The sequence below is a fragment of the Massilia sp. HP4 genome (assembly GCF_005222695.1).
Classification (GTDB): domain Bacteria; phylum Pseudomonadota; class Gammaproteobacteria; order Burkholderiales; family Burkholderiaceae_D; genus Telluria.
Genome location: NZ_STGG01000048.1, coordinates 242,383 through 268,572, shown reverse-complemented (window position 1 = coordinate 268,572; position 26,190 = coordinate 242,383). Strand labels below are relative to the sequence as shown.

Sequence of the window (26,190 nt, the reverse complement as noted above, 5' to 3'; positions counted from 1 at the left end):
TTTTATCAATGCTCCCCCAAAAACCTTGCATGCCGCTACTGTTGCTTGTTCTTGGCACTGCCGCGCACCACTACAGTGCGCATGGGCCCCATGATAACGCAAATGCTTGCAGAAAATGTATCCTTTCAGCCACAAATTTGGAAAATTATTTTACTTATAAACAAAACGTGCTTGTGGAAATCAGGTAAACGCATGACTCGCTGCGCCCTCAGCGCGCGACCTCGCGCAAGATCGCGCGCACGGTCTCCCTGCCGATCCGGCTCTCCATTTGCCCGACCACCGGCTGCATGGCGCGCCGCCATTCGGCCTGCTGCTCTGGCGTGAGCGTATGGATGACGGTGGTGCCGGCCTGGCGGATGGCTTCCATGGCATCGTCGTTGGCGCGCTGGGCGATCTTTTTCTCGTAAGCGGTGGCCTCGCGCATCGCGCGCGCCAGGGTATTGCGGGTGGCGGTCGGCAAGCCATCCCAGAATTTCTTGTTGACGATCACCGCATAACCCAGATAGCCGTGGTTGGACACCGTAAGGTGCGTTTGCGTCTCGTGCATGCGCTGGGTGTACATATTCGACGGCGTGTTCTCGGTACCCTCTACCACGCCGTCGCGCAGGGCGGGAGCGGCTTCGGAAAAAGCCAAGGTCATCGGCTGGGCGCCCAGCGCGCGCATCTGCGCATCCAATACCTTGGATGCCTGGATACGCATCCGCATTCCCTCGAAATCCTTGAGCGAGATCAGCGGTTGGTTGGCCGACATGATTTTGAAGCCGTTATCCCAGAATGCCAGGCCGGTGATGCCCTTGGGCTCGAGCTTGCGCAGCAGGTCGCGCCCTATCCTGCCTTCGGTCACCTTGTACAAGGCCGCCTTGTCCGGGAAAATATAGGGCAGATCGAACGCTTCGAATTCGCGCACGCCCAGCGGCGAGAACTTGGCCAGCGAGGGCGCCAGCATCTGCACCGCCCCCAGTTGCAGGGCCTCGAGTTCCTCGCGGTCCTTGTACAACTGGCTGTTGGGATACACTTCCACCCTGACCTGGCCGCGCGTCATTTGCTCGGCCAACTCCTTGAAACGCTCGGCGGCCCGGCCCTTGGGCGTGTCGGGCGCCACCACGTGGCTGAACTTGATGACGATCGGCTCCTGCGCCCAGGCATTGAAACTCGCGGCCGCGGCCAGCGCGAAGAGCGCCAGGGTCTTGATCTGCATGACGGTTTGATTCTTTCTAATGTGGACGTCCACAACAGCTGGACAGTGTAACCAATACAGGACTGTTGCATGAAAATTCCGTTCGTCCAGCCCATGTCGGAACCGCGCGCGCGCACCCGCGCCTGGCGGTTCTGGCGCTGGCTGGTGCCGATGCTGCTGGTGCTGCTGTTCCTCGCCGTATTGATCTGGCTGCCATGGCAGGCGCGCCAGATGGAGCGCAACGAGCGCCAGGAACAGTTGATCGCCGATACGCTGTGGGTCGAGCAGACCTTGCGTTTCGAACTGGCGCGCAGCGAAGACGCCCTGGCCGCCCTTGGCGCCGACCTGGTGGTCGCGCCGCTGCCGCCGGAAAAACTGCAGGCGCGCTTGCGCCAGATGTTCGTCAATGGCCCCGAGCTGGTGCGCGTGGTGTGGAGCGATGCCGATGGCGTGGTGCAGGCCAGCCATGGCGCCGACCTGCCGGCCGCCGGCCTGCCCGAGGCCACGGCCCTGGCCGGCGAGATGGCGCGCTCGATCCGGCGCGGCCGCTACAGCGAACCGTATGGCGCGACGCCGTCCACCCACGGCCTGATCGACTTCTACCTGCCGCTGTTGCGCAACGGCCAGTTCGTGGGCAGCCTGGTGGCGACCTACAGCCTGCAGGTGCTGCTCGACGAAACCGTGCCTTGGTGGTTCGCTCAGGACAATGCCCTGGCCCTGATCGACACCGACGAACAGACGGTGGCGCGGCGCGCCTCCGGCGGTCCGGGACGCGGCATCTATACACACCGGCGCGAACTCGACCTGCCCGGCGCCCAACTGGTGCTGTCGACCGACAGCGTCAAGCGCGCGCCGCAGCTGCTGCCGAACCTGCTGGTGGGCTCGGTGATCGTGCTGGCCCTGGGCCTGTTGATGAGCCTGGCCGCGCTGTGGCGCCATATCTCGCGCACCCTGGCTGCCGAAGCCGCGCTGCGCCAGCAGATGGCGTTTCGCACGGCGATGGAAAACTCGCTGCTCACGGGCCTGCGTGCGCGCGACCTCGAAGGCCGCGTCACCTATGTGAACCGGGCCTTTTGCCAGATCGTCGGCCACCCGCCCGAGGAATTGATCGGCAAAAAGCCGCCGATGGCCTACTGGGCGCCGGAAGCGACGGCCGAGTACGAGGAACGCTTCCAGGGCATCTTGTCGGGCAAGGTCACGCCGCAATTCGAGACCGTGTTCCAGCGCCCGGACGGCACGCGGGTGCCGGTGCTGGTGTTCGAGGCGCCGCTGGTGGATGTCGACGGCCGCCATACCGGCTGGATGAGCTCGGTGCTCGACATCACGGACCGCAAGCGCGTCGAGGAACTCAACCGCCAGCAAGAAGAAAAACTGCAGGCCAGCGCGCGCCTGGCCACGATGGGCGAGCTGTCGTCGATGCTGGCCCACGAGCTGAACCAGCCGCTGGCGGCCATTTCCAGCTACACGGTAGGGGCCCTGAACATGCTCGAGCGCGCCGCCGGCACCGGCGACGAGGTCAAGCCGGGCATGCTGCGCCATGCGCTGGAACAAGCCCGTCAGCAAGCCCAGCGCGCCGGCCAGATCATCCGCAGCGTGCACGAGTTTGTTAAAAAACGCGAGCCGCTGCGCCAGGAAGTGACGATCCGCAGCGTGATCGCCAATGTGCACGCCCTGATCGAGCTGCAAGCGCGCCAGGCCGGCGTCGCCCTGCGGGTGCAATTGCCGCCCGGCCTGCCGCCGGTGCTGGCCGACCGCGTGCTGCTCGAGCAGGTGCTGCTCAACCTCACGCGCAATGCGATCCAGGCCATGCAGGACACCGTGCCCGACCAGCGCGTGCTGCGCATCGAGGCAGTCCATACCGACGGGCAAGTAGCGGTCTCGGTGATCGACCGCGGCCACGGCATCTCGCCCGAAGTGGCCGAGCGCCTGTTCTCGCCGTTCTACTCGACCCGCGCCGAAGGCATGGGCATGGGGCTGTCGATCTGCCGCACCGCGATCGAGTTCCACGGCGGCACCTTGAGCCATGCGCCGCACCCGGCCGGCGGCACCGTGTTCACTTTTTCGCTGCCGGCCCAAGCGGCAAGCCGGGCGCTGGGCTAAAATCCGGTCTGCGGCGCGCCAACGCTGCGCTGGACGCGCCATATTTACGACAAGAACAAGGCGGGAACCCCATCCCGCCACTACGGAGACCTGCATGCTGCACATCGTCGACGACGAAGAAGTCATTCGCGATTCGCTCGCCTGGCTGGCGCAATCGCGCTGCCTGCCCGCGCGCGGCTATGCGGGCGGCCAGGAATTCCTCGACGCCCTGCAAGACCTCGACGTCAGCGGCGACTGCGTCCTGCTCGACGTGCGCATGCCCGGCATGAACGGCATCGCCGTCTTCGACGACCTGTTCAAGCGCGGCCTGCTGCCGCGCCTGCCCGTGATCTTCCTGACCGGCCACGGCGACGTGCCGATGGCCGTCGATTCGCTCAAGCGCGGTGCTTTCGATTTCTTCGAGAAACCGTTCAACGACAACCAGCTGATGGACCGGGTCGAGGAAGCGCTGGCCGCTTCGCGCAAGGCTGCGACCTCGGCCGGCGTGCAGGCGCGCCTGGCGACCCTGTCGGCGCGCGAGCGCGAAGTGCTCGACCTGATCCTGGCCGGCATGATGAACAAGGTGGTGGCGGATAAACTGGGCATCAGCATGCGCACGGTCGAAGTGCATCGCGCCCATATCTTCGACAAGATGCAGGTGAAAACCGCGGTCGAGCTTGCAGGCTTGCTGAAGTAAGCGGCCGGCGTAGTCGCACCGATTTCCACGCGTCAAGCGTCTTAGCCACCCAAAGGAAGCCTTGTAAAATAGTCTTGAACGCGCCGCGGCCCCGGGCGCCGCGATGCAAACTCTCTTTTAGGAAACTCCCATGAACGAAAAGACAGTTGCAGACAAGATGTTTTTACGAACGGCGAAGTCGATGCTGGTGCTCAATGGCCAGGCAAATCCGAATGTGGCGGCCCAGATGCCGGCCGCGCTGGTCAAGGAGGGCGACGGTCCCTTCGATGTGATCCTGATGTTCTGCATGCACCGCAAGGACCTCGAACACTATCTCGATCTCGCCAGGCAAAAGCTGGGCGAGAAGGGTTCGCTGTGGATCGCCTATCTCAAGCAGACCGCCTCCAAGGCCACCGACATCAACCGCGATTCGATCAATGCCTATGCGAAAGAGAACGGCATCACCGGCGTGGCGATGATCTCGATCGACGGCGACTGGTCCGCACTGCGCCTGAAGCGCATCGAAATCTGACGACGTAGAAAGTATTGACAGGCTCAGGCGGCGTGGCGCGCCAGGGCCCAGGCAACGTGCTCGCGCACCAGCTCGGAAGGATGGTCGAGCCGGGATTGCAAGGCAGCCACGATGACGGCATCCCCGCGCTTTTTCTCGGCAGCATTTCCCAATCCCACCGCCAGGTTGCGCAGCCAGCGCTCGTGGCCGATCCGGCGGATCGGGCTACCTTCCATGCGGCGGTTGAATTCTTCCTCGTCCCAGCCGAACAGGCCGACCAGGTCGCCCTCGCCCAAGCCGTTGCGCTCGTCGAAGTCCGGCACCGAGGCACGCTGCGCGAATTTATTCCACGGACAGGCCACCTGGCAATCGTCGCAGCCATAGATGCGGTTGCCGATCAGGGGCCGCATGTCTTCGGGAATACTGCTTTTGAGCTCGATCGTCAGGTAGGAGATGCAGCGCCGCGCGTCCAGCTTGCCCGGCCCCAGGATTGCCCCGGTCGGGCACAGGTCGATGCAAGCCTGGCAGCCGCCGCAATGCTGGCCGGTGGGCGGATCGACGGGCAGCGGCAGGTCGACCAGGATCTCGCCGATGAAGAAGGTCGAGCCGGCCGCGCGCGACAGCAGCAAGGTGTGCTTGCCGCGCCAGCCCAGGCCGGCCTTCTCGGCCAGGGGCAGCTCCATCACCGGCGCCGAATCGGTGAATACGCGAAAGCCGAACGGGCCGATCGCGTCCTGGATGCGGCCGGCCAGCGACTGCAGGCGGTTGCGCAACACCTTGTGGTAGTCGCGGCCGCGGGCATAGACCGAGACCACGGCGGCATCCGGATCCTGCTGGCGTACGCGCTCCCGGGCGCGCCAGTCGGCATCCTGGGTGGCGGGCAGGTAATCCATGCGCGCCACGATGGCGCGCACCGTGCCCGGCACCAGTTCGGCGGGACGGGCACGCTTCATGCCATGGCTTGCCATATAATCCATCTCGCCGTGGTAGCCCGCGTCCAGCCAGGCTTGCAGGCCGGCCTCCAGGTGCCCCAGGTCGACGTCGGCGATGCGCACGTCGGCAAACCCCAGTTCCTTGCCCCACGCCTTGATGGCGCGCGCAAGCTGGGGCAGGTCGGGGGCAGGGATGGGAGAAGTAGGCATACCGCAAGAAGTACAACGCAAGACAACTCGCTATTTTATTCGATGCAGCCTTTTAAATCGCACTTGCAGCGCTATTTGCCGGACGAGTCCGCAACCACCGCCCTCGGCGCCGCCCTGGCGCGCGCCTTGCAACCGGGCCTGGTGATCTACCTGCACGGCGACCTGGGCGCCGGCAAGACCGCCCTCACCCGCGCGCTGCTGCGGGCGGCGGGCCACGCCGGCACCGTCAAGAGCCCGACCTATACCTTGTCGGAACCGTATCGGGTGATACTCGATGACAAACAATTGAACGTGATCCACTACGACCTGTACCGCATGTCGAGCCCGGAAGAATTCCTGGATGCCGGCTTTCGCGAGGACTTCGACGGGCGCAATGTGTGCATCGTCGAGTGGCCCGAAAAAGGCGATCCGGTGTTGCCGCCGCCCGACTTGCGTGTCTTGCTCAACGTTAGCGGGCCCGGCCGTGATGTAGAATTGCAGGCGTTGTCCGAATTAGGCCTGCTATGCCTCGACCGTCTCGCTCCCCTTCTGCCGCCCCAGCCGCCCGCGTGACGCCTGCTTCCTCGCGCCGCCGTGTCCTGCTCAAGGCCGGCGGTACGCTGCTGCTGTCCGTCATTCCGCTGTCTTCCAACGCCAATGAAATCATGGCCGTGCGCGTCTGGCCCGCTCCCGACTATACCCGGGTGACGCTGGAAAACGACACCGACCTCAAGGCCGAACACTTCCTGATCCCCGATCCACCGCGCCTGGTGGTCGATATCGACGGCCTGGCCCTGAGCAATACGCTCAAGAGCCTGGTGGCCAAGATCGAACCGAACGATCCCTACATCAAGCAGGTACGTGTCGGCCAGAACCGGCCGAACGTGGTGCGCCTGGTGTTCGACCTGAAGGCCGAGATCAGGCCGCAGGTGTTTACGCTGGCCCCGGTGGCCGGCTACCAGCACCGTCTGGTGTTCGACCTGTATCCGGCCGCCCCGGTCGACCCGATCGCCGTCCTGATCGAACAAGGCGACTGGAGCCCGGGCCCGACCACGACCCTGGCCGCCGACCAGCCGGCCCTGGGCGATCCGGTGGCCAGCACGCCGGTGGCCGGGGCGCCCGCCTCGCCCAATCCTGCCACGACCGGCACGCCGCCGGTGCAGGTGCCGGCGCCGCCGCCGGCCGCGCCGCGCACCCAGCCGAATGCCGGCCCGGATGCGATCGCCAAGCTGGAAGCCGAGATGTCGGCACTGAAGGGCACCGCGCCGGCGGTGGCGGTGCAACCGCCGCCAACGCGCAGCGCGGCCCCCCAGCCTGCCCAGAAGGTGGCGCGCATGATCACCATCGCCCTCGACCCGGGCCATGGCGGCGAGGATCCGGGCGCGATCGGCGCCAAGGGCAGCCGCGAGAAGGACATCGTGCTGGCCGTGGCCAAGCGCCTCAAGTCCAAGCTCGAGCAGATGCCGAATACCCGGGTGATGCTGACCCGCGACGGCGATTATTTCGTGCCGCTCGGCACCCGAGTGCAAAAAGCGCGCAAGGTGCAGGCCGACCTGTTCGTCTCGATCCACGCCGACGCCTGGATCTCGCCGACGGCGCGCGGCTCGTCGGTGTTCGTGCTGTCCGAAAAAGGCGCCAGCTCGAGCGCGGCGCGCTGGCTGGCCAATGACCAGAACAAGGCCGACCTGATCGGCGGCGCCAATCTGACCGGCACCGCCGACAAGCACCTGGCCAGCGTGCTGTTCGACCTGTCGACCACGGCCCAGATCAACGACAGCCTGAAACTGGGCAAGGCGGTGCTCAAGGAAATCGGCGGCATCAACCGCCTGCACAAGGCCTCGGTCGAGCAGGCCGGCTTTGCCGTGCTGAAGGCGCCTGACATTCCCTCGATCCTGGTCGAGACCGCCTTTATCTCGAACCCACAAGAAGAAGCGCGCCTGAACGACAACGCCTACCAGGAACAGCTGGCCAATGCGATCACGAATGGCATTCGCCGCTATTTCGCCGACAACCCGCCCATGGCCAAGAGCCGCCAGACCTGAGCCGGACATCCATCATGGAAAACATCATCTTCGGGCAACTGCCCGCGATTCGCATCACGGCGCCGGACGGCGCCAGCGCCGTCGTCACCCTGTACGGCGGCCATCTGGTGTCATGGCATGGCGCGGATGGCGGCGAGCGCATGTTCCTCAGCACCCGTTCGGCCCTCGACGGCAGCCGCGCGATCCGTGGCGGCGTGCCGGTCATCTTTCCCCAGTTCGCCGAGCGCGGGGATGGCATGCGGCATGGATTTGCGCGCGTGAGCCCGTGGCGCCTGGAACAGCATGGCGTCGACGATGGCGCGGCATGGGCGGAGTTTGGATTGACCGCCGCCGATCTGCCAGCGGCGACGTCGTCTGCCTGGCCGCACCGTTTCGCGCTGGTGCTGCGCGTGTCCGTGCGCGCCAACCAGCTCGACATGGCGTTCAGCGTGCGCAATACGGGCGATGCGCCCTTCCCGTTCGCGGCGGCGCTGCATACCTATCACCTGGTGCCGCACCTGGCCGACGTGCGGATCGAGGGGCTGGAAGCGGGCACGCTGTCGATCGCGGACAAGCTCGACGTGGTCTATGAGAATGTGGGCGAAGGCATCACGCTGGGTACCTGGGCCCGCGTGCTCAAGCTGGAGCAGGAAGGTTTCCTGGACGCCGTGGTGTGGAATCCGGGCGCGGCGGATACGGCGGCGCTGGCGGACATGGAAGACGACGAGTACCAGCGTTTCGTGTGCATCGAACCGGCGCAGTTGACGCCGATCGAGCTGGCGCCGGGCGCAGTGTGGGAAGGCCGGTATCGCATTTCCTGACAATATGCTGTCTCGACTGTAAAACCAGGGTCAGGTCTGACATTTGGACACGACCTGGACTGTGTCACGAAAGGTCATTGCAGAGGCCGTGTCCGAATGTCAGACCTGACCCCGCTTGTTTATTTTTTACATCGATTCTTTGACCATCCGCCCATTGCTCGGCTGTACCGGCCGTGAATTGAAGGGATACAGGCGCGAGAACAGGGCCATCTGCTGGGGCGAGGCCGTCATCGGCTGCTTCATCACGATCCACAATACGTTCTCGGTGCACGGCGGCTCGCTCAGCGAACCCATATAGGTGAAGTAATCGCGGCGTGCCGGCAGGATCTCGTTGACGTCGAGCACGATCGACGGCGTGACCGTCATGTGCTTTTCCAGCGGCAGGTTGTTCCACACGGTCTGGATCATCGGATTGGCGTCGCCACGCTCGAGCAGCACCGCCAGGATGGCGATCTTGTTGTCGTAGCTCTTGTGCACCATATGCACGACCATCTCGGTGCCCTTGCCATTGATGCGCTCTTCACCCGGACGGTGGAAGTGGAATTGCTGCAGCTCGTAAGTCGTGCCGCCCACGCTCAGGAAATTGCCGCCAGCGACATTCACCTGGATCGTGTGGCCATTGTCGATCTCGTTGAACGAACTCGGGTGATAGTCGAAGGCGATCTGTTCCAGGTCGACCTTGATGCCGTCGCGCAGGTCGATCGGCGACTGGCGGTTGCCGGTATTGCAGGACGCCCAGGCGGTATTGATCTTCGACCAGTTCTCCGGGCCGAACTCGCCCTCATAGGTCCAGTGGGTGCCGTTCTTCGGCTTGGCGGCTTCGGCGGCGGCAGCAGCCGCTGCGGCGGCTTCCTTCTTGCGGCGGGCCTCGCTGGCGCGGCGCGCACGGGCGGCGTCCTCGGCGCGCAGGGCTTGCTTGGCGCGCAACTCGGCCAGCTTTTCGGCGATGCGAACGGACAGGTCGACCTCGGCATCTTCTTCGGATTTTTGGGCGGCAGCAGGGGTGGCCGCGGTCGGCCGCAGGTTCGGCTTGATCGAGGCGATGGCCGCGGGCTTCTCGGCCGCAGGCTTGGTCGTGGGAGCTGCATCGTTCGCATTCGCCATGGCCGTGACCAGGCTCAGGGCGAATAGTGCGATCAGGTTACGCATGGGGTTCCAGATAATGTGCTTACCCTATGCTTATCGGACCCGGCGCAGCTAACTTGAGTGCGCTGCAGCAACAAAAGACGCTGAATGTGCGCCTTTTGCCAGCTTATTTACACCAATTGTCAACTATCGAGCCGCAGGCGCCCGCCATGCTCGTAAAGATCGCGGAGCGTCCGTGCTCGACTACAATTGCCTGATACACACAATTCAAACGGAGAACCCCATGAAGGCAGCGACCACGATCCACGCAACCATCGGCGCCGCGCTGCTGGCCCTGTTTGCCAATGGTGCCAGTGCGGCCCCGGCCAAGCCTGCCAAGGAATTGCCGCCCAAGCCTTCAGTGGCGGATGTGGTCAAGGCCTCCAAGCCGGGCGACTGGCGGCCCCTCGATCCCGAGAACACGCTGTACCTGGAACTGCCTACCGGCCGCGTCGTCCTGGAGCTGGCCCCGAGCTTCGCCCCGAAGGCCGCCGCCAATATCCGCGCACTGGTGCGCGAGCGCTATTTCGATGGCTTGTGGATCATGCGCGCGCAAGATGGCTTCGTGGTGCAGTGGGGCGATCCGGACGAAGAAACGCCGCGCCCGTTCAAGGCCGCCAAGACGGTGGACGCCGAATTCACCGTGCCGGTCAAGGGCACCGGCCAGTTCACGCTGCTGAAGGAACGCGACGTCTACGCGCCGCAGGTCGGCCACGTGAATGGCTTCCCGGTCGCGCGCGATCCGAAAGCCGGACAGACCTGGCTGCCGCACTGCTATGCAATGGTCGGCGTGGCGCGCGACGAAGGGTCCGATACCGGCAACGGCTCGCAGCTGTACACCGTGATCGGCCACGCGCCGCGCCACCTGGACCGCAATATCACCGTGGTCGGCCGCATCGTGGCCGGCATGCCGCTCCTGACCGTGATGCCGCGCGGGACGGCGGCGGCCGGCTTCTACGACAAGGCCGGGCAACGCACGCCGATCGCCAGCGTGCGGCTGGCGGCCGATGTGCCGCTGCCTGAACGCAGCAAGCTCGAGGTGATGCGCACCGAAAGCGCCGCCTTCCAGGCCGTGATCGAGGCCCAGCGCAACCGCGGCGGCCCGTGGACCAAGGTCGCGGCCGGCGCGATCGACCTGTGCAATGTGCCGATTCCCGTGCGCGAGCAGCAATGAGCCGCTGACGATCCAGCGGCCCGATTGCAGACCGTGACTGCGCGATATAATCGGGGCATGAATGCCCAAGCCCCGACCCACCGTCCCATCCAGCAGCTACCCGACCAGCTCATCTCGCAGATCGCCGCCGGCGAAGTGGTCGAGCGGCCATCGGCCGTCGTCAAGGAACTGCTGGAAAACGCGCTCGACGCGGGCGCGACCCAGATCACCGTGCGCCTGGAAGAAGGCGGCGTCAAGCGCATCGCCATCACCGACAATGGCCGCGGCATCGCGCCGGAGCAGCTGCCGCTGGCGCTGGCGCGCCATGCGACGTCCAAGATCTCGTCGCTGCACGACCTCGAGAACGTGGGCACCCTGGGCTTTCGCGGCGAGGCGCTGGCCTCGATCGCCTCGGTGGCCTCGGTGCGCATCACCTCGCGCACGCCGGATGCCGCCCATGCCTACGAAATCGTCGGCTCGCACGAAGGCACGGTGGCGCCGTCGTCCGGCGCCTTCGGCACCACGATCGACGTGCAAGACCTGTATTTCAACACCCCGGCGCGCCGCAAATTCCTGAAATCCGAGCAGACCGAATACGGCCACTGCGCCGAGGTCGTGCGCCGCATCGCGCTGGCGCGCCCCGACGTCGCCTTCAGCCTGTCGCACAACGGCCGCACGATCGACCACTGGAACGTGAGCGAGGCGGCCAAGCGCAGCGCCCACATCCTGGGCAGCGATTTCGCCGAGGCGCGGCTCGAACTGGACGAAGCGGCCGGCCCGCTGCACCTGCACGGCTACATCGGCCTGCCGACGGCCTCGAAGGCGCGCGCCGACGGCCAGTTCTTCTACGTGAACGGGCGCTTCGTGCGCGACAAGGTATTGCTGCACGCGGTGCGCGCTGCCTACCAGGATGTGCTGCACGGCGACCGCTACCCCTCCTACGTGCTGTCGCTGGATCTCGATCCGGCGCTGGTCGACGTCAACGTCCACCCGTCGAAGATCGAAGTGCGCTTCCGCGACAGCCGTGCGGTGCACCAGTTCGTGTTCCATGCGGTGCAGCGCACGCTGGCCCAGACCTCGGCCACCGCGCATGGCAGCGTGCCGGCGCCGGTCACGGCGGCCGAGGTGCGGGCGAGCGGCACGCCGTTGTGGCAGTTGTCGCAATCGCCATCCACGCCGCAGATGCGGCCGCACGAGCAGACCTCGTTCGGCGCGCAACTGTCGACCTTCTCGCCATCGCCCTACCCGGCTGGCAGCCGATGGGATGATCCTTCGACGAGCGGCGGCGTGGCGCAGCGTACCGAGGCGTACGGCGCGCTGTTCAAGTCGGATGCGGCGACCACGGTGTCGGCGCCTTCGTCCGGCCCGATGGACGTGCCGCTGTCGGCCTCCGACCGCCCGCTGTCGAACGACGACTTCCCGCTCGGCTTCGCGCTGGCCCAGCTGCACGGCATCTACATCCTGGCCCAGAACACGCGCGGCCTGGTGCTGGTCGACATGCACGCGGCCCACGAACGCATCCTGTACGAGCAGATCAAGAACGCCCTCGACGCCCAGGCGCAAGGCCAGGAAATGCAGGTGCAGTCGATGCTGATCCCGGTGACCTTCTATGCCGACGCGGTCGAAGTCGCGACCGCAACCGAGCACCAGGACACCCTGAAGGCGCTGGGCTTCGACATCGCAGCCTTGTCGCCGACCACCCTGGCAGTGCGCAGCGTGCCGACCCTGCTCAAGAACGCCGACGCGCAAACGCTGGCGCGCGACGTGCTGCGCGACGTGCGCGAATACGGCGGCTCGCGCGTGCTGATCGAGCGCCGCAACGAATTGCTCGGCACCCTCGCCTGCCACACCGCGGTGCGCGCCAACCGCATCCTGGCCGTGCCCGAGATGAATGCGCTGCTGCGCCAGATGGAAAGCACCGAACGCGCCGACCAGTGCAACCACGGCCGCCCGACCTGGGTCCAGCTCGAGATCTCCGCGCTCGACAAACTGTTCTTGCGCGGCCAGTGATGACTCAAGTGAAAAAGCCAATGGCCGTGGCCATCATGGGCCCGACCGCGTCCGGCAAGACCGCCAGCGCCCTGCGCATCGCGCACGCGACGCCGTGCGAAATCATCTCGGTCGATTCGGCCCTGGTCTACCGCGGCATGGACATCGGCACCGCCAAGCCCCTGCCGTCCGAACTGGCCGCCGTGCCGCATCACCTGATCGACATCCTCGATCCGCTCGAAGCGTATTCGGTGGCGCAGTTCCGCAACGACACCATCCGCCTGGTGGCCGACATCACGGCGCGCGGCAAGCTGCCGCTGCTGGTGGGCGGCACAATGATGTATTTCAAGGGCCTGGTCGACGGCCTGGATGATTTGCCGACGGCCGATGCGAACGTGCGCGCCGCGATCGAAGAAGAGGCCGCGCGCATCGGCTGGCCCGGCATGCACGAGAAACTGCGCGCGGTCGACCCGATCACCGCGGCCCGCCTGGCGCCGAACGACGCCCAGCGCATCAACCGCGCGCTGGAGATTTTCGAACTGTCGGGCCAGCCGATGTCGGCCCTGCTGGCGCGCCGCGCCAAGCCCGCGCTGCCGTTCGAGCTGGTGTCGTTCGGCCTCGAAACCGAGGACCGCGCCGTGCTGCACAAGCGCATCGCGCTGCGCTTCGACCAGATGCTGGGCGATCGCGATGACGAAGGACTGGTGGCGGAAGTGGCGCGCCTGCGCGCGCGCGGCGACCTTTCGCCCTCGCTGCCATCGATCCGCTGCGTCGGTTATCGCCAGGCCTGGGATTACCTGGACGGCAATATCAATCGCGCCGAGCTGCGTGAACTGGGCATCATCGCCACCCGCCAACTGGCCAAGCGCCAGATCACTTGGCTGCGCGCGATGCCGGACCGGATCGTGATCGATTGTCTCGGGGCCGATCCGGCGGGCGCGATGCTGGCCCACCTGGCCACGTTAAGTAAATGACATCGATGCGACATTTTTCGGCGCGAAACACGCCGCGATCTTGACACGCACCCGGCCGCGCCCGATAATATTGGTCGTTGCGGTGATATAGCTCAGCTGGTTAGAGCACAGCACTCATAATGCTGGGGTCGGTGGTTCAAGTCCACCTATCACCACCAAGAATTCCAAGCGAATGGCTTGGCTCTCCAACGAGTCAAGCCATTTTTGCTTTTGTCAGTTTCAGGTGATATAGCTCAGCTGGTTAGAGCACAGCACTCATAATGCTGGGGTCGGTGGTTCAAGTCCACCTATCACCACCATGCTACGCACGACGGCCCGGTTCTCGCGAACCGGGCCGTTGTTGTTTCAGCGTTGCGCGAACCGCGGGTCCAATCCAAAGGCCAGCAGCTTCGGATGGGTCGTCACATAATCCCAGACTTCCTCGCGCGTACCGAGCGGCGTGTGCCCATATACCTGGTCCAGTGCCACGAGCGTCACCGTGATTAGCTGATTCTTGCAGTACGTCTGAATCTGCGGCGATGCCTGGTAGCGCTCCTGCTGCAACTGGCCGAGCATCCACAGGACGGGACGCCACCAGTCGTAGGCGAAATCGCAGTGTTTGATCACGGTGGCCGAAGATTTACGTTGGGCCAGCATGGCGAAGAAATTCAGCATATTGTCGAGCATGAGCCGATCCGCGCGATCTGCATGAACAAGTTCCTCGTCCGACATGCCGCGCTTTGCATCGTGGAGCTCTCGTAATATGCCCAGCGAGCCGGCAGGCAGCGCAAGCTGTTCGACCACGAACAGGCGGCTGGCCAGGAATTGCGCATAGTCGCGATCCTTCACTGCCGCGAGCAGGGCTCGGAACGAACTGTCCTTCACGTGCTGGAATTCGAGACTGGTAAAGGCTTGGAAGAGCTCGAAGATCGAGCGTTCGATCTCTTCGCGCCTTGCCTCCCCGGTCTGCTCGACCTGGAGCAGCAGGCCGATGACCACGCCGCCGAAGGCCAGCGCCGTGAACAACACATTCAGGCCGTTGAACACCTTTTCGAACGGATCGTTAAAGGTTGCATCCGGCAGAGTTCGCGCCACCGGATATGCAATCAGCCAGACAAGAAAGATGAGCAGCATGATGGCTGCAGTGCGTGTGGCTGGCGTGAGTTTCATGGGTTAGCGATGGTTATATTGGAACATCGATCATACGGTAGCAATATCGTTCCATGACGATTAGGGATCGAGCCGCCCCGACATTATGCGTGGCGAATGCCACGCGGCCTGGACGAGACAAGGCGCGTCGGCGGCAGCGGCGCGACGCCAAACACTAGTTCCATGACGGTGAATCCCAGGATCAGCAAGGTCGCACCATGGCCGGCTGCGGGCTTTGCGCGCGGGCCTGGTCTGTGCCCACTGGCACCGGGCGCCTGCCCTGCCTGAGCCGCGCGCGTCAGTGCTTCTTGCCGCCGCCCGAGATCTTGTTCTCGGTGGCCCAGGCGCGGCGCTCTGCTTCCTTCTTGCCGACGCCCTTCTTTTCATAGCCTTTTTCGATGTGCTCGGCCTGTCGCTTCTGCTTGTCGGTGTACGACGATTTATCGCCTTGGGGCATGATGGTTCTCCTGTCGATGCACGAAACCATAGCCTACGCCGCTGGCTACCATCGCTTGGTGCGCCACCCAACGCTCGCGCGCAGCCTACCCAGCCTTGCTCCACTCGCCGTCCGGCGCATGTTCATCCAGCGCATAGTCGCCGCGCGCCAGCGCTTCGAGCACCGAATAAGCATGCTGCACGTGCTGCGCATCGACCAGCAGGCGTACCCCGCCCAGCGCCGGCGCCAGCAGCAGGTCGGTCTGCATCAAATGCGCATCGGCCAGCATGGCCGGGATGCCGGACGCCTCGAGGCAACCCTGGGCCAGGTTGGCGTCGATCGGGATCATGTAGCGCGCCACCACGTACAGGTCGCGTTCGGGAATGCGCTCGACCTCGGGGTGGGCGGCCAGCCAGTCGTTCAGTGCGAGCGTGTGCATGGTGGGTCCTTCAGTTGAGTAGATCGGGCAAATGGGACAGCAGGTACAAGGTCACGCCGATCATGCCGCCCACGATGGTGCCGTTGATGCGGATGTATTGCAGGTCCTTGCCGATATTGAGTTCGATCTGCGCCGACATCTCGCGGTCATCCCACTGCTTGACGGTGTCGGCGATGTGGCGCGTCAGGAAGCCCGCAAATTCGGGCGCCACGCCGCGCGCGGCGGCTTCCAGGTTGTCGTGCAGCGACTGGCGCAATGCCGGGTCTTCGCTCAGCACCTTGCCGATCCAGGCGCCCATGGCGACGATGCGGCGGCGCAGGTTGGAGTCGTCGCTTTCCAGGTCGCGCTTGAGCCAGGCCTTCAGCTCGGCCCACAGCGAACCGAGATAGCCGTTGAGGGTCTCGTCTTCGAGCAGGTAGCGCTTGACGTCATCCGCCTTGGCGAGGAAGGCCGGATCGCCCTTCAGGCGCTCGATGAAGCCGGCCACGTAGTCGTCGAAGCGATGGCGCAGCGGGTGCTCGGGATCGGCCGCGACCTTGTTCAATACGCCGGCGGCGAGGCGCGCCGCGATATCGGCGCCCTTGCGGCCGATGAGGTCCGACGGCAGCATCTTCTCGATGAAGGCGTAATCTTCCTTGAGCCATTCGACGATGCCCTGGGCGATGTAGTCCTGCGTATCGGCGTTGTCGAGCAGCTGCGCCAGTTGGCGGATGCCTTCATCGAGCAGTTCCTGGTGGCGCCTGCCGCGGGTCAGGCTCTCGAGGATGGCGCCGCTCGACCGGGACAGGTCGACGCTTTTCACCATCGTGTGCACGCCGCGACGGATGAAGTTCTGCACCGCCGCGTCTTCGATAAAGTCGAGCATGAAGGTGGCGGCGCGCACCAGGTGGGCGCCCATCAACTCGGTATTGGCCGGCTTGACCAGCCACTCGGCCACCTTCTGCACCGGATCGTGGCGCCGGATCAGGCCCACGATCGAATCGGTGTCGAGGAATTTTTCGCGCACGAACAGCGCCAGGTTGTCGGCGATCTTGTCCTTGTTGCTGGGGATGATGGCGGTGTGGCGCGAGACGAAGGGGATCGGCACGCGCCGGAACAAGGCGACGACGGCAAACCAGTCGGCCAGCGCGCCGACCATGGCGGCCTCGGAAAAGGCGCGCAGCAGGCCGGTCCACCAGGTGTACGGCAACAGCAGGCTGAGTACAAACAGCGCTGCCGCGCCCACGAAGAAGCCGAGGGCGATTCGTTTGGAACGGCGCAGTTCATCCTGTTTTTCCATGCGCATTAGCTCGGCAATGACAATATGCCAATGCTATCGCACTTCCTGCGCCGGTGACGCTAGTTGCGGTACAAGGTCACGACGCAGGCCCCGCCGATGCCCAGGTTGTGCTGCAGGCCGATGCGTGCGCCCTCGACCTGGCGCGCGCCGGCGCTGCCGCGCAGCTGGTGGGTCAGCTCGAAGCATTGGGCAAGACCCGTGGCACCCAGCGGGTGGCCTTTCGACAGCAGGCCGCCGGATGGATTGGTGACGACCTTGCCGCCATAAGTGTTGTCGCCCTCGCGGATGAAACGGTCGGCACCGCCCTCCGGGCACAGGCCCAGCGCCTCATAGCTGATCAGCTCATTGTGGGCAAAGCAGTCGTGCAGCTCGACCACGTCGAGATCGTCGGGACCGATGCCGGCCTGCTCGTAGACCTGGTGGGCGGCCGCGCGGCTCATGTCGTAGCCGACCAGGCGCATCATATCGTCGCTGTCGAAGGTGCCGGGGCGGTCGGTCGTCATCGCCTGGGCGGCGATGTGGACGTCGCGGCGCAGGCCGTGGCGGCGCGCGAAGTCGTCCGACACCAGCAGCGCGGCGGCCGCACCGCAAGTCGGCGGACACGCCATCAGGCGGGTCATCACGCCGGGCCAGATCGCGGGCGCGTCGAGCACGTCCTGTTCGCTCAGCTTCTTGCGCAGCAGCGCCAGCGGATTGTTCAGCGCGTGGCGGCTGGCCTTGGCGCGGATGCGGGCGAAGGCGTTCAACGGCGTGCCGTATTTTTCCATATGGGCCAGGCCAGCGCCGCCGAAGTAGCGCAGCGCCAGCGGGATCTCGGGCTTGCCGACCAGGCGGTCGGTGACGGCATCGAAGGCGTCGAATGGCGCCGGCCGGTCGCCGAAGACCGAGCCCAGGGCGCCTGGATTCATCTGCTCGAAGCCCAGCGCCAGCACGCAGTCGGCGGCGCCGCCTTCGATCGCCTGGCGCGCCAGGAACAGCGCGGTCGAACCGGTCGCGCAGTTGTTGTTGACGTTGACGATCGGGATGCCGCTCATGCCAACGCCGTACAGCGCCTTCTGGCCGCTGGTGGAGTCGCCGTAGACATAGCCGGCGTAGGCCTGCTGCACCTCGGCATAGGACAGGCCGGCGTCCTGCAAGGCGGCGCGCACGGCGGCGGCGCCCATCTCGTGATAAGGGCTGCTGGCGCCCGGCTTGGCGAAGGGGATCATGCCCACGCCGGCGATGTATGCGGTTCGGCCCATCAGTAATCTCCAATGTTTTTACAGCCTGTACATACTGCTCACTTATACTAAAGAAATTCTAACCTGATAGAGCGTCCTTCCACGATGCACCATGAATTAAGTCTCATCACCACGATTGCCGCCGCCCTCGGCTTCGGCCTGATGTTCGGCATGCTGGCCGTGCGCCTCAAGCTGCCGGCATTGGTCGGCTACCTGGCCGCCGGCGTCTTCATCGGGCCGGCCACGCCGGGCTTCGTGGCGGACATCGGCCTGGCCTCGCAGCTGGCCGAGATCGGGGTCATGCTGCTGATGTTCGGGGTCGGGCTGCACTTCTCGCTGAAGGATTTGCTCGACGTGCGCCGCATCGCCCTGCCCGGCGCGCTGCTGCAGATCGGCGTGGCCACCGGGATGGGCATGGCGCTGTCGTGGTGGTGGGGCTGGAGCCTGGGCGCGGGCATCGTGTTCGGACTGGCGCTGTCGGTGGCCAGCACCGTGGTGCTGCTGCGCGCGCTGGAGGCGCGCGGCGTGCTCGATTCGATGAACGGGCGCATCGCGGTCGGCTGGCTGGTGGTCGAAGACCTGGTCATGGTGCTGGTGCTGGTGATGCTGCCGGCGATCGCCGGCCCGCTGGGCGGCAAGGGCGACGCCGGCGCCGAGCTGTGGCCAGCGCTGGGCATGACCCTGCTGCAGGTGGGCGGCTTCATCGCCTTCATGCTGATCGTCGGGCGCAAGGTGTTTCCGTGGTTTCTGTGGCGCGTGGCCAGGACCGCCTCGCGCGAGCTGTTCACGCTGTCGGTGGTCGCAGCGGCGGTCGGCATCGCCTATGCGTCGTCGAGCCTGTTCGGCGTGTCGTTCGCGCTGGGCGCCTTCTTCGCCGGCATGGTGCTGCGCGAGTCGGAGCTGAGCCACCGCGCGGCCGAGGAATCGCTGCCGCTGCGCGATGCGTTCTCGGTGCTGTTCTTCGTCTCGGTCGGCATGCTGTTCGATCCGATGGTCCTGGTCGACAATCCGCTGCACGTGCTGGGCGTGGTGCTGGTGATCGTGGTCGGCAAGTCGCTGGCCGCCTTCGTGCTGGTGCTGGCGCTGCGCTATCCGCTCAATACCGCGCTGACGGTGTCGGCCAGCCTGGCGCAGATCGGGGAATTTTCTTTCATCCTGGCGGCGCTCGGGATGCAGCTTGGCCTCTTGCCGGAGCTGGGGCAGAACCTGATACTTGGCGGGGCCATCATCTCGATCGCGCTCAATCCGCTGGTGTTCTCGTCGATCGAGCCGGCGCAGCGCTGGCTGGGCAAGCAAGACCACCTGATGCACCTGGCGCGCAAGCTGGAACGCCCGGCCGACCCGCTGGCCGAACTGCCGATGACGACCTCGCGCGAGAAGCTCAGCAACCAGGTGGTGCTGGTGGGCTTTGGCCGGGTTGGACGGCGCATCGCTGATGTCCTGACGGCGCGCGGCATCCATTTCGTGCTGGCCGAGCAGCACCGCGAACTGGTCGAGCAGGCGCGCCAGCGCGGCATTCCGGCGGTGGTGGGCAATGCGGCTGAACCGGCGGTGCTGATCCAGGCGCATATCCACAAGGCCGCGATGCTGGTGATCGCCACGCCGGATACCTTCGACGTGCGCAAGATGGTCGAGATCGCGAAGGCGCTCAATCCGTCGATCCGCTGCGTGGTACGCACGCATAACGACCAGGAAGCAGAATTGCTGCGGGCCGAGACGGGCGGCCGGGTGTTCGTCGGCGAGGAGGAGCTGGCCAGCAGCATGACGCGGCATGTGCTGGAGACGCTGCGCGCGCACGAGTCGGCGCTGCACTGAGAACGCCCGGCGCTGGCCTCTCAGCGCATGCCGCCCGAGCCCAGGATGATCTCGCCCGTCACCCAGCCGGCGTCGCTTGACGCGAGATAGGAGACGATCGGCGCGATGTCCTGCACCTGGCCGACGCGGCCGAGCGGGGTCTGGGCTTCGTTCCAGGTCTGGAAGTCGGATCCCATCGCCCCGGCAGTGTGGGTGCCTTCGGTCTCGATCAGGCCGGGGCTCACGGCGTTGACGCGGATGCCACGCGGGCCGAGTTCGCGCGCGAGCACGCCGGTGATGGCGTCGATCGCGCCCTTGGTGCCGGTGTAGATCGCGCTTTCGGCCGGATGCACGTGCGTGACGTTGGAACTGATGTTGATGATGCTGGCGCCCGCGCCCAGGTACGGCGCGGCGGCGCCAACGACCAGCAGCGGACCGAGGACGTTGATGTCGAACTGCTTGCGATAGCGTTCTTCGGTGGTCTCTTCGATCCTGGCGAACTGGTAGATGCCGGAGTTGTTGACCACGATGTCCAGCCGCCCGAACCGGTCGATTGCCGCCCCGACCAGCGCTTCGACTTCCTCCTTGATGGTGACGTCGGCGCCCACCGCCACGGCTGTCCCGCCAGCGGCTTCGATGCTGGCGACGACCTCGTCGGCGCCTGCCTTGCTCGATGCGTAATTGACGACTACCTTTGCGCCATCGGCTGCGAGCTGGCGGGCAATGCCGGCGCCGATACCTTTGGATGCGCCCGTCACGATGGCGACCTTGTCTTTGAGCTTGTTCATGTCTTGAGAATCCCGGATGAGGCTGGCCCGGCATGGACCAGCGCAGTGAAAGCGTCCATGATGCCGCGTACAAAGTTGTCCGTGAACTGCCATTCATGTATCTTTGACGTACATTTTTGAACGGACACAGACGATATGGAATGGAGTGACGTCCGCATCTTCCTGGCGGTAGTACGCGGCGGATCGTTTGGCGAAGCAGCCCGGACCCTGGGTGTGAGCCATCCGACCGTGGGCCGCCGCATCAAGGCGCTCGAACAGGAGGCGCAGCAGCCGCTGCTGCGCAGGACCAGCGATGGGCTGGTGCTCACCGATGCCGGGGACGCCGTACTGGCGCTGGCGGAATCCATGGAAAACTCGGCGCTGGCCATGGAAAGGCGGCTGGCGGGCAACGACGAACGCCTCGAGGGCATCTTGCGGATATCGTCGGCCGAGTGGTTTGCCGGCTATGTGCTGGCGCCCGTGCTGGCCGAATTGACGCGCCGCCATCCGGCCGTCGTGCCGGAGGTGATCGCCAGCTACCGGTTGCTGAACCTGTCACGCCGCGAGGCCGATGTAGCGTTTCGCCTCGTCCCTTTCAGCGAACCGGACATCGTCCAGCGCCGGCTGATGAGCATTTCCTACGGTCTGTATGGCTCGGCCGCGACCGCATCTGCGATGCAGGACGACCCGGCGTCGGTGGGGCTGATCCTCATGAATACGGCGCAGTCGCACTTTCCCGATGTGGCCTGGCTGCTCGACAGGTTTCCATCGTCACGGCGCGTCTTCACCAGCACCAGCCGGGCCGTCCAGGCACAAATGTGCCTGCACGGCATGGGCATTGCGGTGTTGCCAAGGCCGCTTGGCGATGCGGTCGCCGGATTGCAGCGGATCGACATGCCCGATCAGCCGCCGAACCGGGATATCTGGGTGGGCTACCACCACGACCTGCGGCATATGGATCGGCTGCGGGCGATGCTGGATATTGCCGATGGGATGCTGCCGCATCCGGCACAGCGTCAATAAGGCCCGGTGGAGGGTTCCGCCTCGAGCGACACAGGGTTCCCCGGCACACGGCTAGATCGCCTGCCGCCAAGGCGGAATAATGGGCAGGAGACTGCTGCGGTGTCGCCCATCGTGGGCCGCCCTGAACCATGTAAAGGAATAGCCTAATGCTCGAACGATCGATCGACCGTGTCACCGCCATCCCGCCACTGGGCCCGGGCTTCGACGGCGAGCGGCACAAGGCCGCCCTGGTGATACCGCCCGGCGACCTGGCTGCGACCGATCCGTTTTTCTTGATGGCCGATGACAATATTACGGAAGGCGGCGGGTTTGGCGGCGCCCATCCCCATGCGGGGCTCGAGACCGTGACTTTCATGCTCAATGGCACGATGGAGGATACCGGTGGGCGGCTTGAAGAAGGCGATGTCGAATGGATGACTGCCGGCAGCGGTATCGTCCACGCCGAGAACACCGTGGTCTCGACCGGCATGCGCCTGTTCCAGCTCTGGCTGATCCTGCCCGAGGCGCAGCGTAATATGCCGCCGCGGGTACAGGTCCTGCGCCGCGCCGCGATGCCGGTGCACACCGCGCCTGGCGTGGTGGCGACGGTCTACAGCGGCACCTCGGGCGCCGCGACGGCGCCGACGCTGAATGCGGTTCCGGTGACCCTGGTCGATATCCGCCTGGCGCCGGGCGCTTCCTTTGCATCGCATCTGCCCGCATCCTATAACGCCTTCGTGGTGGGCATCGACGGCGAGGCACAGGCCGGCGCCACGGCCGCGCCATTGGGCACGGGTGCGGTGGGCTGGACCGGGCCCGTGGGCGACGGCGACAGCCTGCTGGCCTTGCGCGCGGGTGAACATGGCGCGCGCCTGCTGTTATACGCCGGCCAGCCGCAGCATATCCAGGTGGTGGCGAAAGGGCCGTTCATTGCGGGATCCAGCCAGGAACTGGCCGGCTATTATGCCGCTTTTCGTCATGGTAAATTCCCTCATGCCGGGACGATGCGGCCGCTTGCCCATGCGGGCAACGCGTGAAAGCAGAAACGATAACATCACTACCTGCCATGACTCTTGAAACCAATGCAGAAGATCTGATCTCCCTCCTGTCGCTCATACCTCATCCGGAAGGAGGCCACTTCAAGGAAACCTACCGAAGTCAACATCGCGTGGGCAAGGCCGGCAGCGCGGTCGCTTATTCTGCATCCACTGCGATCTACTACCTTCTCCGCGGAAGGGAGAGGTCGGCCTGGCACCGCATTCAAGCGGATGAGATGTGGCATTTTTATGAGGGTGTGCCGCTTCGAATCTACGTCCTGGAACCGAATGGCGGACTCAGCGTGCTCAGACTTGGCAATCCCTTGCGGCATGCGGGCACGCATTTCCAGGTACTGGTTCCTGCTGGACGCTGGTTTGCTGCTGAATGCGAAGATCCTGAAGGCTTTGGACTGGCAGGTTGTACGGTCGCGCCAGGCTTCGAGTTCGAAGAATTCGAGATGGGAGATCAGGGCTTTCTCGCGCAGCATTGGCCCGAGCATGCGGAATTGATTGCACGCTTGAGCCACTCACGCTGACTGTAATGACGTAGCGCAATAGCTAGATATCGGCGGGCCGATATCGTGTTCCAGATAAGTTTATCTGGAGCACATTCCGACATGCCCACGACAGCAAGGGAACAGATCACGTCCACCTTGGCCGAGTACTCGGGCGCCAGCAGGTTGCTCGATCTGACCATTGGTGAAGGCCGCGCGCTGCGGCGCGATCTGCTGGTCGAGGCGTTCTTCGCCACGGATGCGATACAGGAAGTGGGCAGCTGCGACGTGATCGCACTGTCTACCAGCGCGTTTATCCATCCGCAATCGTTGCTGGGGCAAGCGGCCAAGCTCGAACTCAGCCTGGCAGATGGCACGCGGTCCCCCTTGTCCGGCGAGATCAGCGAGGTCGCGCAGTTGGGCAGCGATGGCGGCCTAGCGCGCTACCGCATCCGGGTTTCATGCTGGCTCTGGAGCCTGGGCCATGTGCGCAACTGCCGCGTGTGGCAGGACAAGCGCGTGATCGACATCGTCGATGCGGTGTTCTCGGCATACTTACCTTCTGCACGCTGGCGCTGGAGCGGTGAAGTCAATGCATTCATGGCCGGTACGCTACCGCGCAGCTATTGCTGCCAGTACCGGGAAACGGATCTCGATTTCGTTCGTCGCTTGCTGGCCGAGGAAGGCCTTGGCTGGCGGGTCGAACAGGACGCAACGGGACATGGATTGGTGCTGTTTGCCGATAGCACCCAGCCCAGCGGCGTGCCAGCGGATGCGAGCAACACATCCGGTGCCGACATTCGCTACCACGGAGCGAGCTCAGTCGAGCAATCCGACTCCGTGCAAGCCCTGGTATCCGAGCAGCGCCTGCATGCATCGCTCACCACGCTGCTCAGCCCGAACTACAAGTCGAAACGCAGCGTCAGCGGCAACTCCCCATCCTTTGTTCGCAACGATAACCTTCCTGAACTGGAGATATACGACATTCCGGGACAGTATGCCTACGCCAATGGCGATCAGGCAAGGCGCTATGCCGACCTGCACATGCAGGGGATCGAAGCACGCGGACAGCAGTGGCAAGGGCGCTCCACGGTGCGCACGTTGCGCGCCGGGACACGCTTGACCATCAGCGGCGTGCCGCTGCAGCGATTGGCTCACCGTGCCGCATTCACCGTCCTGCGCGTCGACAGCCTGGGAATCAACAATATGCCGCCTTCGGCACAGCACGCGCTGGCCGAGCTGTTCGGTCCTGTTCCCGAACTGCTGCAAGACATGGCGCGCCGCGGATCGGACGAACTCGGCATGGCGATCGAGCAGGCGCGTCTTACCGGCTATGCCAACTTCTTCGAGGCCATTCCTGCAGAGGTACCCTGGCGTCCGCAACTGGCTGGAAGCGAGGGACGAACTCACGCGAAGCCGACTGCACATGGTACGCAAAGCGCGATCGTGGTCGGCGCGGATGGCAGCGATCGCCCCAACGGTGCGGATGAGTTGTATTGCGATCGGCTCGGGCGCGTGCGGATACGGTTTCACTGGCAGGACCAGGGCAATGCGAGCTGCTGGGTGCGGGTGGCGCAACGCTCGGCTGGCAGCGGAATGGGGTGCCAGTTCCTGCCGCGCATCGGGCAAGAAGTACTCGTTCAATTCCTGGAAAACGATATCGACCGCCCGGTCATCGTTGGAGCGCTCTACAACGGGCAAGGCGAAGGCGGCATCGCCCCGACGCCTGGCGGGCGGCGCGATGCGCATGCCGGCCCCTCTCCCTTTGAACGGGCAAACGACCAGGCGCGCTCCGGCCAGGGCAACCTGGCTGGTGGCAACAGCCCGGTGTGGCATGGGGCGTCCGCCGACAGCGCGGGCCACCGCAATGGCGCGGCGCAATGGGGCATCCGCAGCAAGGAATTCGGTGGCAGTGGCTACAGCCAGTTGCTGTTCGATGATACGGATGCGCAGGGCCGCGTGCAGCTCAAGTGCACGCATGCTGCGAGCGAACTCAATCTTGGGCATTTGATCCACTCTGTCGACAATTATCGCGGCAGTTTTCGTGGGCTGGGGGCGGAGTTGCGTACCGATGCCTATGGGGCGGTGCGGGCAGGCGCCGGGCTGCTGGTGTCGAGCTTTCCGATTGCACATGGAACGACGGCGCGCGACCCGGCTGGCGCCAACGATGCCGGCGTCGGCTTGCTGGAACAGGTGTTGACGATGGTGGGGGCGCTGCACGGTGCGACAGTGGCGCATGAGACGGTGGGGCTGGCGGCGCACGCTGGTGCGATGAAGGCCGGTACCAGCGTGCTCGATAGTGATGCTCCGCCCTTGCGCGCCATGCACGCTGTCCTGGCAGGCTCGGGCGACAATCCTGACCTCGATCAATCCGGGTCAGAAACCTTGCCGCATATGTCCGATCCATTGATCGCAGTCGCCTCCGCGAATGGACTTGGCGTCGACGCGGGACAAAGTCTGCAGTTCGCCAATGGAGAAACCTTCTCGCTCGTCAGTGGAGAAGACACGCAATGCATTTCCGGCGCAGCAATGCGGCTACATGCCGGCCAGGCGATCGGCACGCTCGGCGGCGCGGTGAATATTGAAGCCGGCCAGCCCGGTTTGCAGTTGATCGCGGCGCAGGATGTCATCGATGTCCAGGCGCAGTTCGATGGTGTGACCGTACAGGCGCGGGATGAGGTCGATGTGGTCAGCGCCAACGCGCATATCGACTGGGTGGCGGCCAAAAGCATCAGCGTGAGTGTGGCGGGCGGCGCCAATATCACCATCGATGGTGGGAACATCGTCGTGCAGTGTCCGGGGAAATTGGTGATCCACGCGGGCAAGAAAAGCCTGTTGGGGCCGGAGAAAATGGCATACCCGATGCCGGCCCTGCCGCGCAGTATCTGCCTCGAATGCCTGAAGAAATCGCTGGCTGCGGGGCCGGCGTTCACCATGGTGGAATGAG

At 64.9% G+C, this 26,190-nt stretch carries 23 protein-coding genes and 2 tRNA genes; 16 read left to right on the top strand and 9 right to left on the bottom strand.

The window, feature by feature from the left end; translation table 11 throughout:
* Window positions 1–208: 208 nt before the first annotated feature.
* Window positions 209–1,198, bottom strand: coding sequence for a TRAP transporter substrate-binding protein (locus tag E8M83_RS18975; protein WP_137174910.1), 990 nt, complete (start codon window positions 1,196–1,198; stop codon window positions 209–211).
* 69 nt (window positions 1,199–1,267) lie between these two features.
* Here E8M83_RS18975 and E8M83_RS18970 point away from each other — a divergent pair, with 69 nt between their 5' ends.
* The 3 genes from E8M83_RS18970 to E8M83_RS18960 all read left to right on the top strand — a co-directional run bounded on the left by E8M83_RS18970 (window position 1,268) and on the right by E8M83_RS18960 (window position 4,464).
* Window positions 1,268–3,277 carry a nitrogen regulation protein NR(II) gene (locus tag E8M83_RS18970; RefSeq protein ID WP_137174909.1) on the top strand — a complete coding sequence of 670 codons (2,010 nt, stop codon included), beginning with the start codon at window positions 1,268–1,270 and terminating at the stop codon, window positions 3,275–3,277.
* Between the two features lie 94 nt (window positions 3,278–3,371).
* The gene (locus tag E8M83_RS18965) at window positions 3,372–3,953 is read left to right on the top strand and encodes a response regulator transcription factor (RefSeq protein ID WP_137174908.1); all 582 of its coding nucleotides are present in this window, start codon (window positions 3,372–3,374) and stop codon (window positions 3,951–3,953) included.
* Between the two features lie 130 nt (window positions 3,954–4,083).
* Window positions 4,084–4,464, top strand: a complete 381-nt coding sequence (locus tag E8M83_RS18960) for a DUF3052 family protein (RefSeq protein WP_137174907.1) — start codon at window positions 4,084–4,086, stop codon at window positions 4,462–4,464.
* Window positions 4,465–4,487: 23 nt separating this feature from the next.
* On the opposite strand, the gene queG is transcribed toward E8M83_RS18960, so the two are convergent.
* Entirely contained in the window at window positions 4,488–5,585 is a 1,098-nt protein-coding gene (gene queG, locus E8M83_RS18955) for a tRNA epoxyqueuosine(34) reductase QueG (protein ID WP_137174906.1), read from the bottom strand.
* Between the two features lie 42 nt (window positions 5,586–5,627).
* Here queG and tsaE point away from each other — a divergent pair, with 42 nt between their 5' ends.
* From tsaE to E8M83_RS18940, 3 genes are read left to right on the top strand one after another with little or no spacing between them, the layout of a single operon-like run.
* Window positions 5,628–6,137, top strand: coding sequence for a tRNA (adenosine(37)-N6)-threonylcarbamoyltransferase complex ATPase subunit type 1 TsaE (gene tsaE, locus E8M83_RS18950; protein ID WP_137174905.1), 510 nt, complete (start codon window positions 5,628–5,630; stop codon window positions 6,135–6,137).
* On the top strand, window positions 6,089–7,606 hold the full coding sequence (locus E8M83_RS18945) for an N-acetylmuramoyl-L-alanine amidase (protein ID WP_137174904.1): 1,518 nt from the start codon (window positions 6,089–6,091) through the stop codon (window positions 7,604–7,606). The genes tsaE and E8M83_RS18945 overlap by 49 nt, the downstream gene beginning before the upstream one ends.
* A gap of 14 nt (window positions 7,607–7,620) precedes the next feature.
* Window positions 7,621–8,406: a D-hexose-6-phosphate mutarotase gene (locus tag E8M83_RS18940; protein WP_137174903.1), complete on the top strand. Its 786-nt coding sequence runs from the start codon at window positions 7,621–7,623 to the stop codon at window positions 8,404–8,406.
* Window positions 8,407–8,532: 126 nt separating this feature from the next.
* Here the strand turns inward: E8M83_RS18940 and E8M83_RS18935 are convergent, their stop codons facing one another.
* Window positions 8,533–9,555, bottom strand: coding sequence for a carbonic anhydrase (locus E8M83_RS18935; RefSeq protein ID WP_137174902.1), 1,023 nt, complete (start codon window positions 9,553–9,555; stop codon window positions 8,533–8,535).
* Window positions 9,556–9,775: 220 nt separating this feature from the next.
* Here E8M83_RS18935 and E8M83_RS18930 point away from each other — a divergent pair, with 220 nt between their 5' ends.
* The 5 genes from E8M83_RS18930 to E8M83_RS18910 all read left to right on the top strand — a co-directional run bounded on the left by E8M83_RS18930 (window position 9,776) and on the right by E8M83_RS18910 (window position 13,946).
* Window positions 9,776–10,705 (top strand): peptidylprolyl isomerase, encoded by a 930-nt coding sequence (locus E8M83_RS18930; RefSeq protein ID WP_137174901.1) that lies wholly within the window; start codon window positions 9,776–9,778, stop codon window positions 10,703–10,705.
* Between the two features lie 57 nt (window positions 10,706–10,762).
* Window positions 10,763–12,694, top strand: coding sequence for a DNA mismatch repair endonuclease MutL (gene mutL, locus E8M83_RS18925; protein WP_137174900.1), 1,932 nt, complete (start codon window positions 10,763–10,765; stop codon window positions 12,692–12,694).
* Window positions 12,694–13,647, top strand: a complete 954-nt coding sequence (miaA, locus tag E8M83_RS18920) for a tRNA (adenosine(37)-N6)-dimethylallyltransferase MiaA (RefSeq protein ID WP_137174899.1) — start codon at window positions 12,694–12,696, stop codon at window positions 13,645–13,647. Before mutL ends, miaA begins: the two co-directional genes overlap by 1 nt.
* 81 nt (window positions 13,648–13,728) lie before the next feature.
* Window positions 13,729–13,805: transfer RNA gene (locus E8M83_RS18915), tRNA-Met, on the top strand.
* A 64-nt stretch (window positions 13,806–13,869) separates the two neighbouring features.
* Window positions 13,870–13,946: transfer RNA gene (locus E8M83_RS18910), tRNA-Met, on the top strand.
* 46 nt (window positions 13,947–13,992) lie between these two features.
* Here the strand turns inward: E8M83_RS18910 and E8M83_RS18905 are convergent.
* The 5 genes from E8M83_RS18905 to E8M83_RS18890 form a co-directional block, all read right to left on the bottom strand.
* Window positions 13,993–14,760, bottom strand: a complete 768-nt coding sequence (locus tag E8M83_RS18905) for a hypothetical protein (protein WP_137174898.1) — start codon at window positions 14,758–14,760, stop codon at window positions 13,993–13,995.
* Window positions 14,761–15,073: 313 nt separating this feature from the next.
* On the bottom strand, window positions 15,074–15,232 hold the full coding sequence (locus E8M83_RS25995) for a hypothetical protein (protein WP_170976858.1): 159 nt from the start codon (window positions 15,230–15,232) through the stop codon (window positions 15,074–15,076).
* 85 nt (window positions 15,233–15,317) lie between these two features.
* Window positions 15,318–15,650 carry a putative signal transducing protein gene (locus E8M83_RS18900; RefSeq protein WP_137174897.1) on the bottom strand — a complete coding sequence of 111 codons (333 nt, stop codon included), beginning with the start codon at window positions 15,648–15,650 and terminating at the stop codon, window positions 15,318–15,320.
* Between the two features lie 10 nt (window positions 15,651–15,660).
* Window positions 15,661–16,929, bottom strand: a complete 1,269-nt coding sequence (locus E8M83_RS18895; protein WP_137174896.1) for a DUF445 domain-containing protein — start codon at window positions 16,927–16,929, stop codon at window positions 15,661–15,663.
* 59 nt (window positions 16,930–16,988) lie between these two features.
* Window positions 16,989–18,170, bottom strand: a complete 1,182-nt coding sequence (locus E8M83_RS18890) for a lipid-transfer protein (RefSeq protein ID WP_137174895.1) — start codon at window positions 18,168–18,170, stop codon at window positions 16,989–16,991.
* Between the two features lie 84 nt (window positions 18,171–18,254).
* Between E8M83_RS18890 and ybaL the strand changes: the two genes are divergently transcribed.
* A complete protein-coding gene (gene ybaL / locus E8M83_RS18885) occupies window positions 18,255–19,964 on the top strand; it encodes a YbaL family putative K(+) efflux transporter (protein WP_137174894.1) in 1,710 nt (569 codons plus the stop codon).
* A 20-nt stretch (window positions 19,965–19,984) separates the two neighbouring features.
* Here ybaL and E8M83_RS18880 read toward each other — a convergent pair whose 3' ends face one another.
* On the bottom strand, window positions 19,985–20,731 hold the full coding sequence (locus tag E8M83_RS18880) for a glucose 1-dehydrogenase (protein ID WP_137174893.1): 747 nt from the start codon (window positions 20,729–20,731) through the stop codon (window positions 19,985–19,987).
* Window positions 20,732–20,866: 135 nt separating this feature from the next.
* Here E8M83_RS18880 and E8M83_RS18875 point away from each other — a divergent pair, with 135 nt between their 5' ends.
* The 4 genes from E8M83_RS18875 (at window position 20,867) to E8M83_RS18860 (ending at window position 26,189) form a co-directional block, all read left to right on the top strand.
* Window positions 20,867–21,733, top strand: coding sequence for a LysR family transcriptional regulator (locus E8M83_RS18875; RefSeq protein WP_137174892.1), 867 nt, complete (start codon window positions 20,867–20,869; stop codon window positions 21,731–21,733).
* A gap of 146 nt (window positions 21,734–21,879) precedes the next feature.
* Window positions 21,880–22,749, top strand: coding sequence for a pirin family protein (locus tag E8M83_RS18870; RefSeq protein WP_137174891.1), 870 nt, complete (start codon window positions 21,880–21,882; stop codon window positions 22,747–22,749).
* A 29-nt stretch (window positions 22,750–22,778) separates the two neighbouring features.
* The gene (locus tag E8M83_RS18865) at window positions 22,779–23,285 is read left to right on the top strand and encodes a cupin domain-containing protein (protein WP_137174942.1); all 507 of its coding nucleotides are present in this window, start codon (window positions 22,779–22,781) and stop codon (window positions 23,283–23,285) included.
* 81 nt (window positions 23,286–23,366) lie between these two features.
* Window positions 23,367–26,189, top strand: a complete 2,823-nt coding sequence (locus tag E8M83_RS18860; protein WP_137174890.1) for a type VI secretion system Vgr family protein — start codon at window positions 23,367–23,369, stop codon at window positions 26,187–26,189.
* Window position 26,190 lies beyond the last annotated feature (1 nt).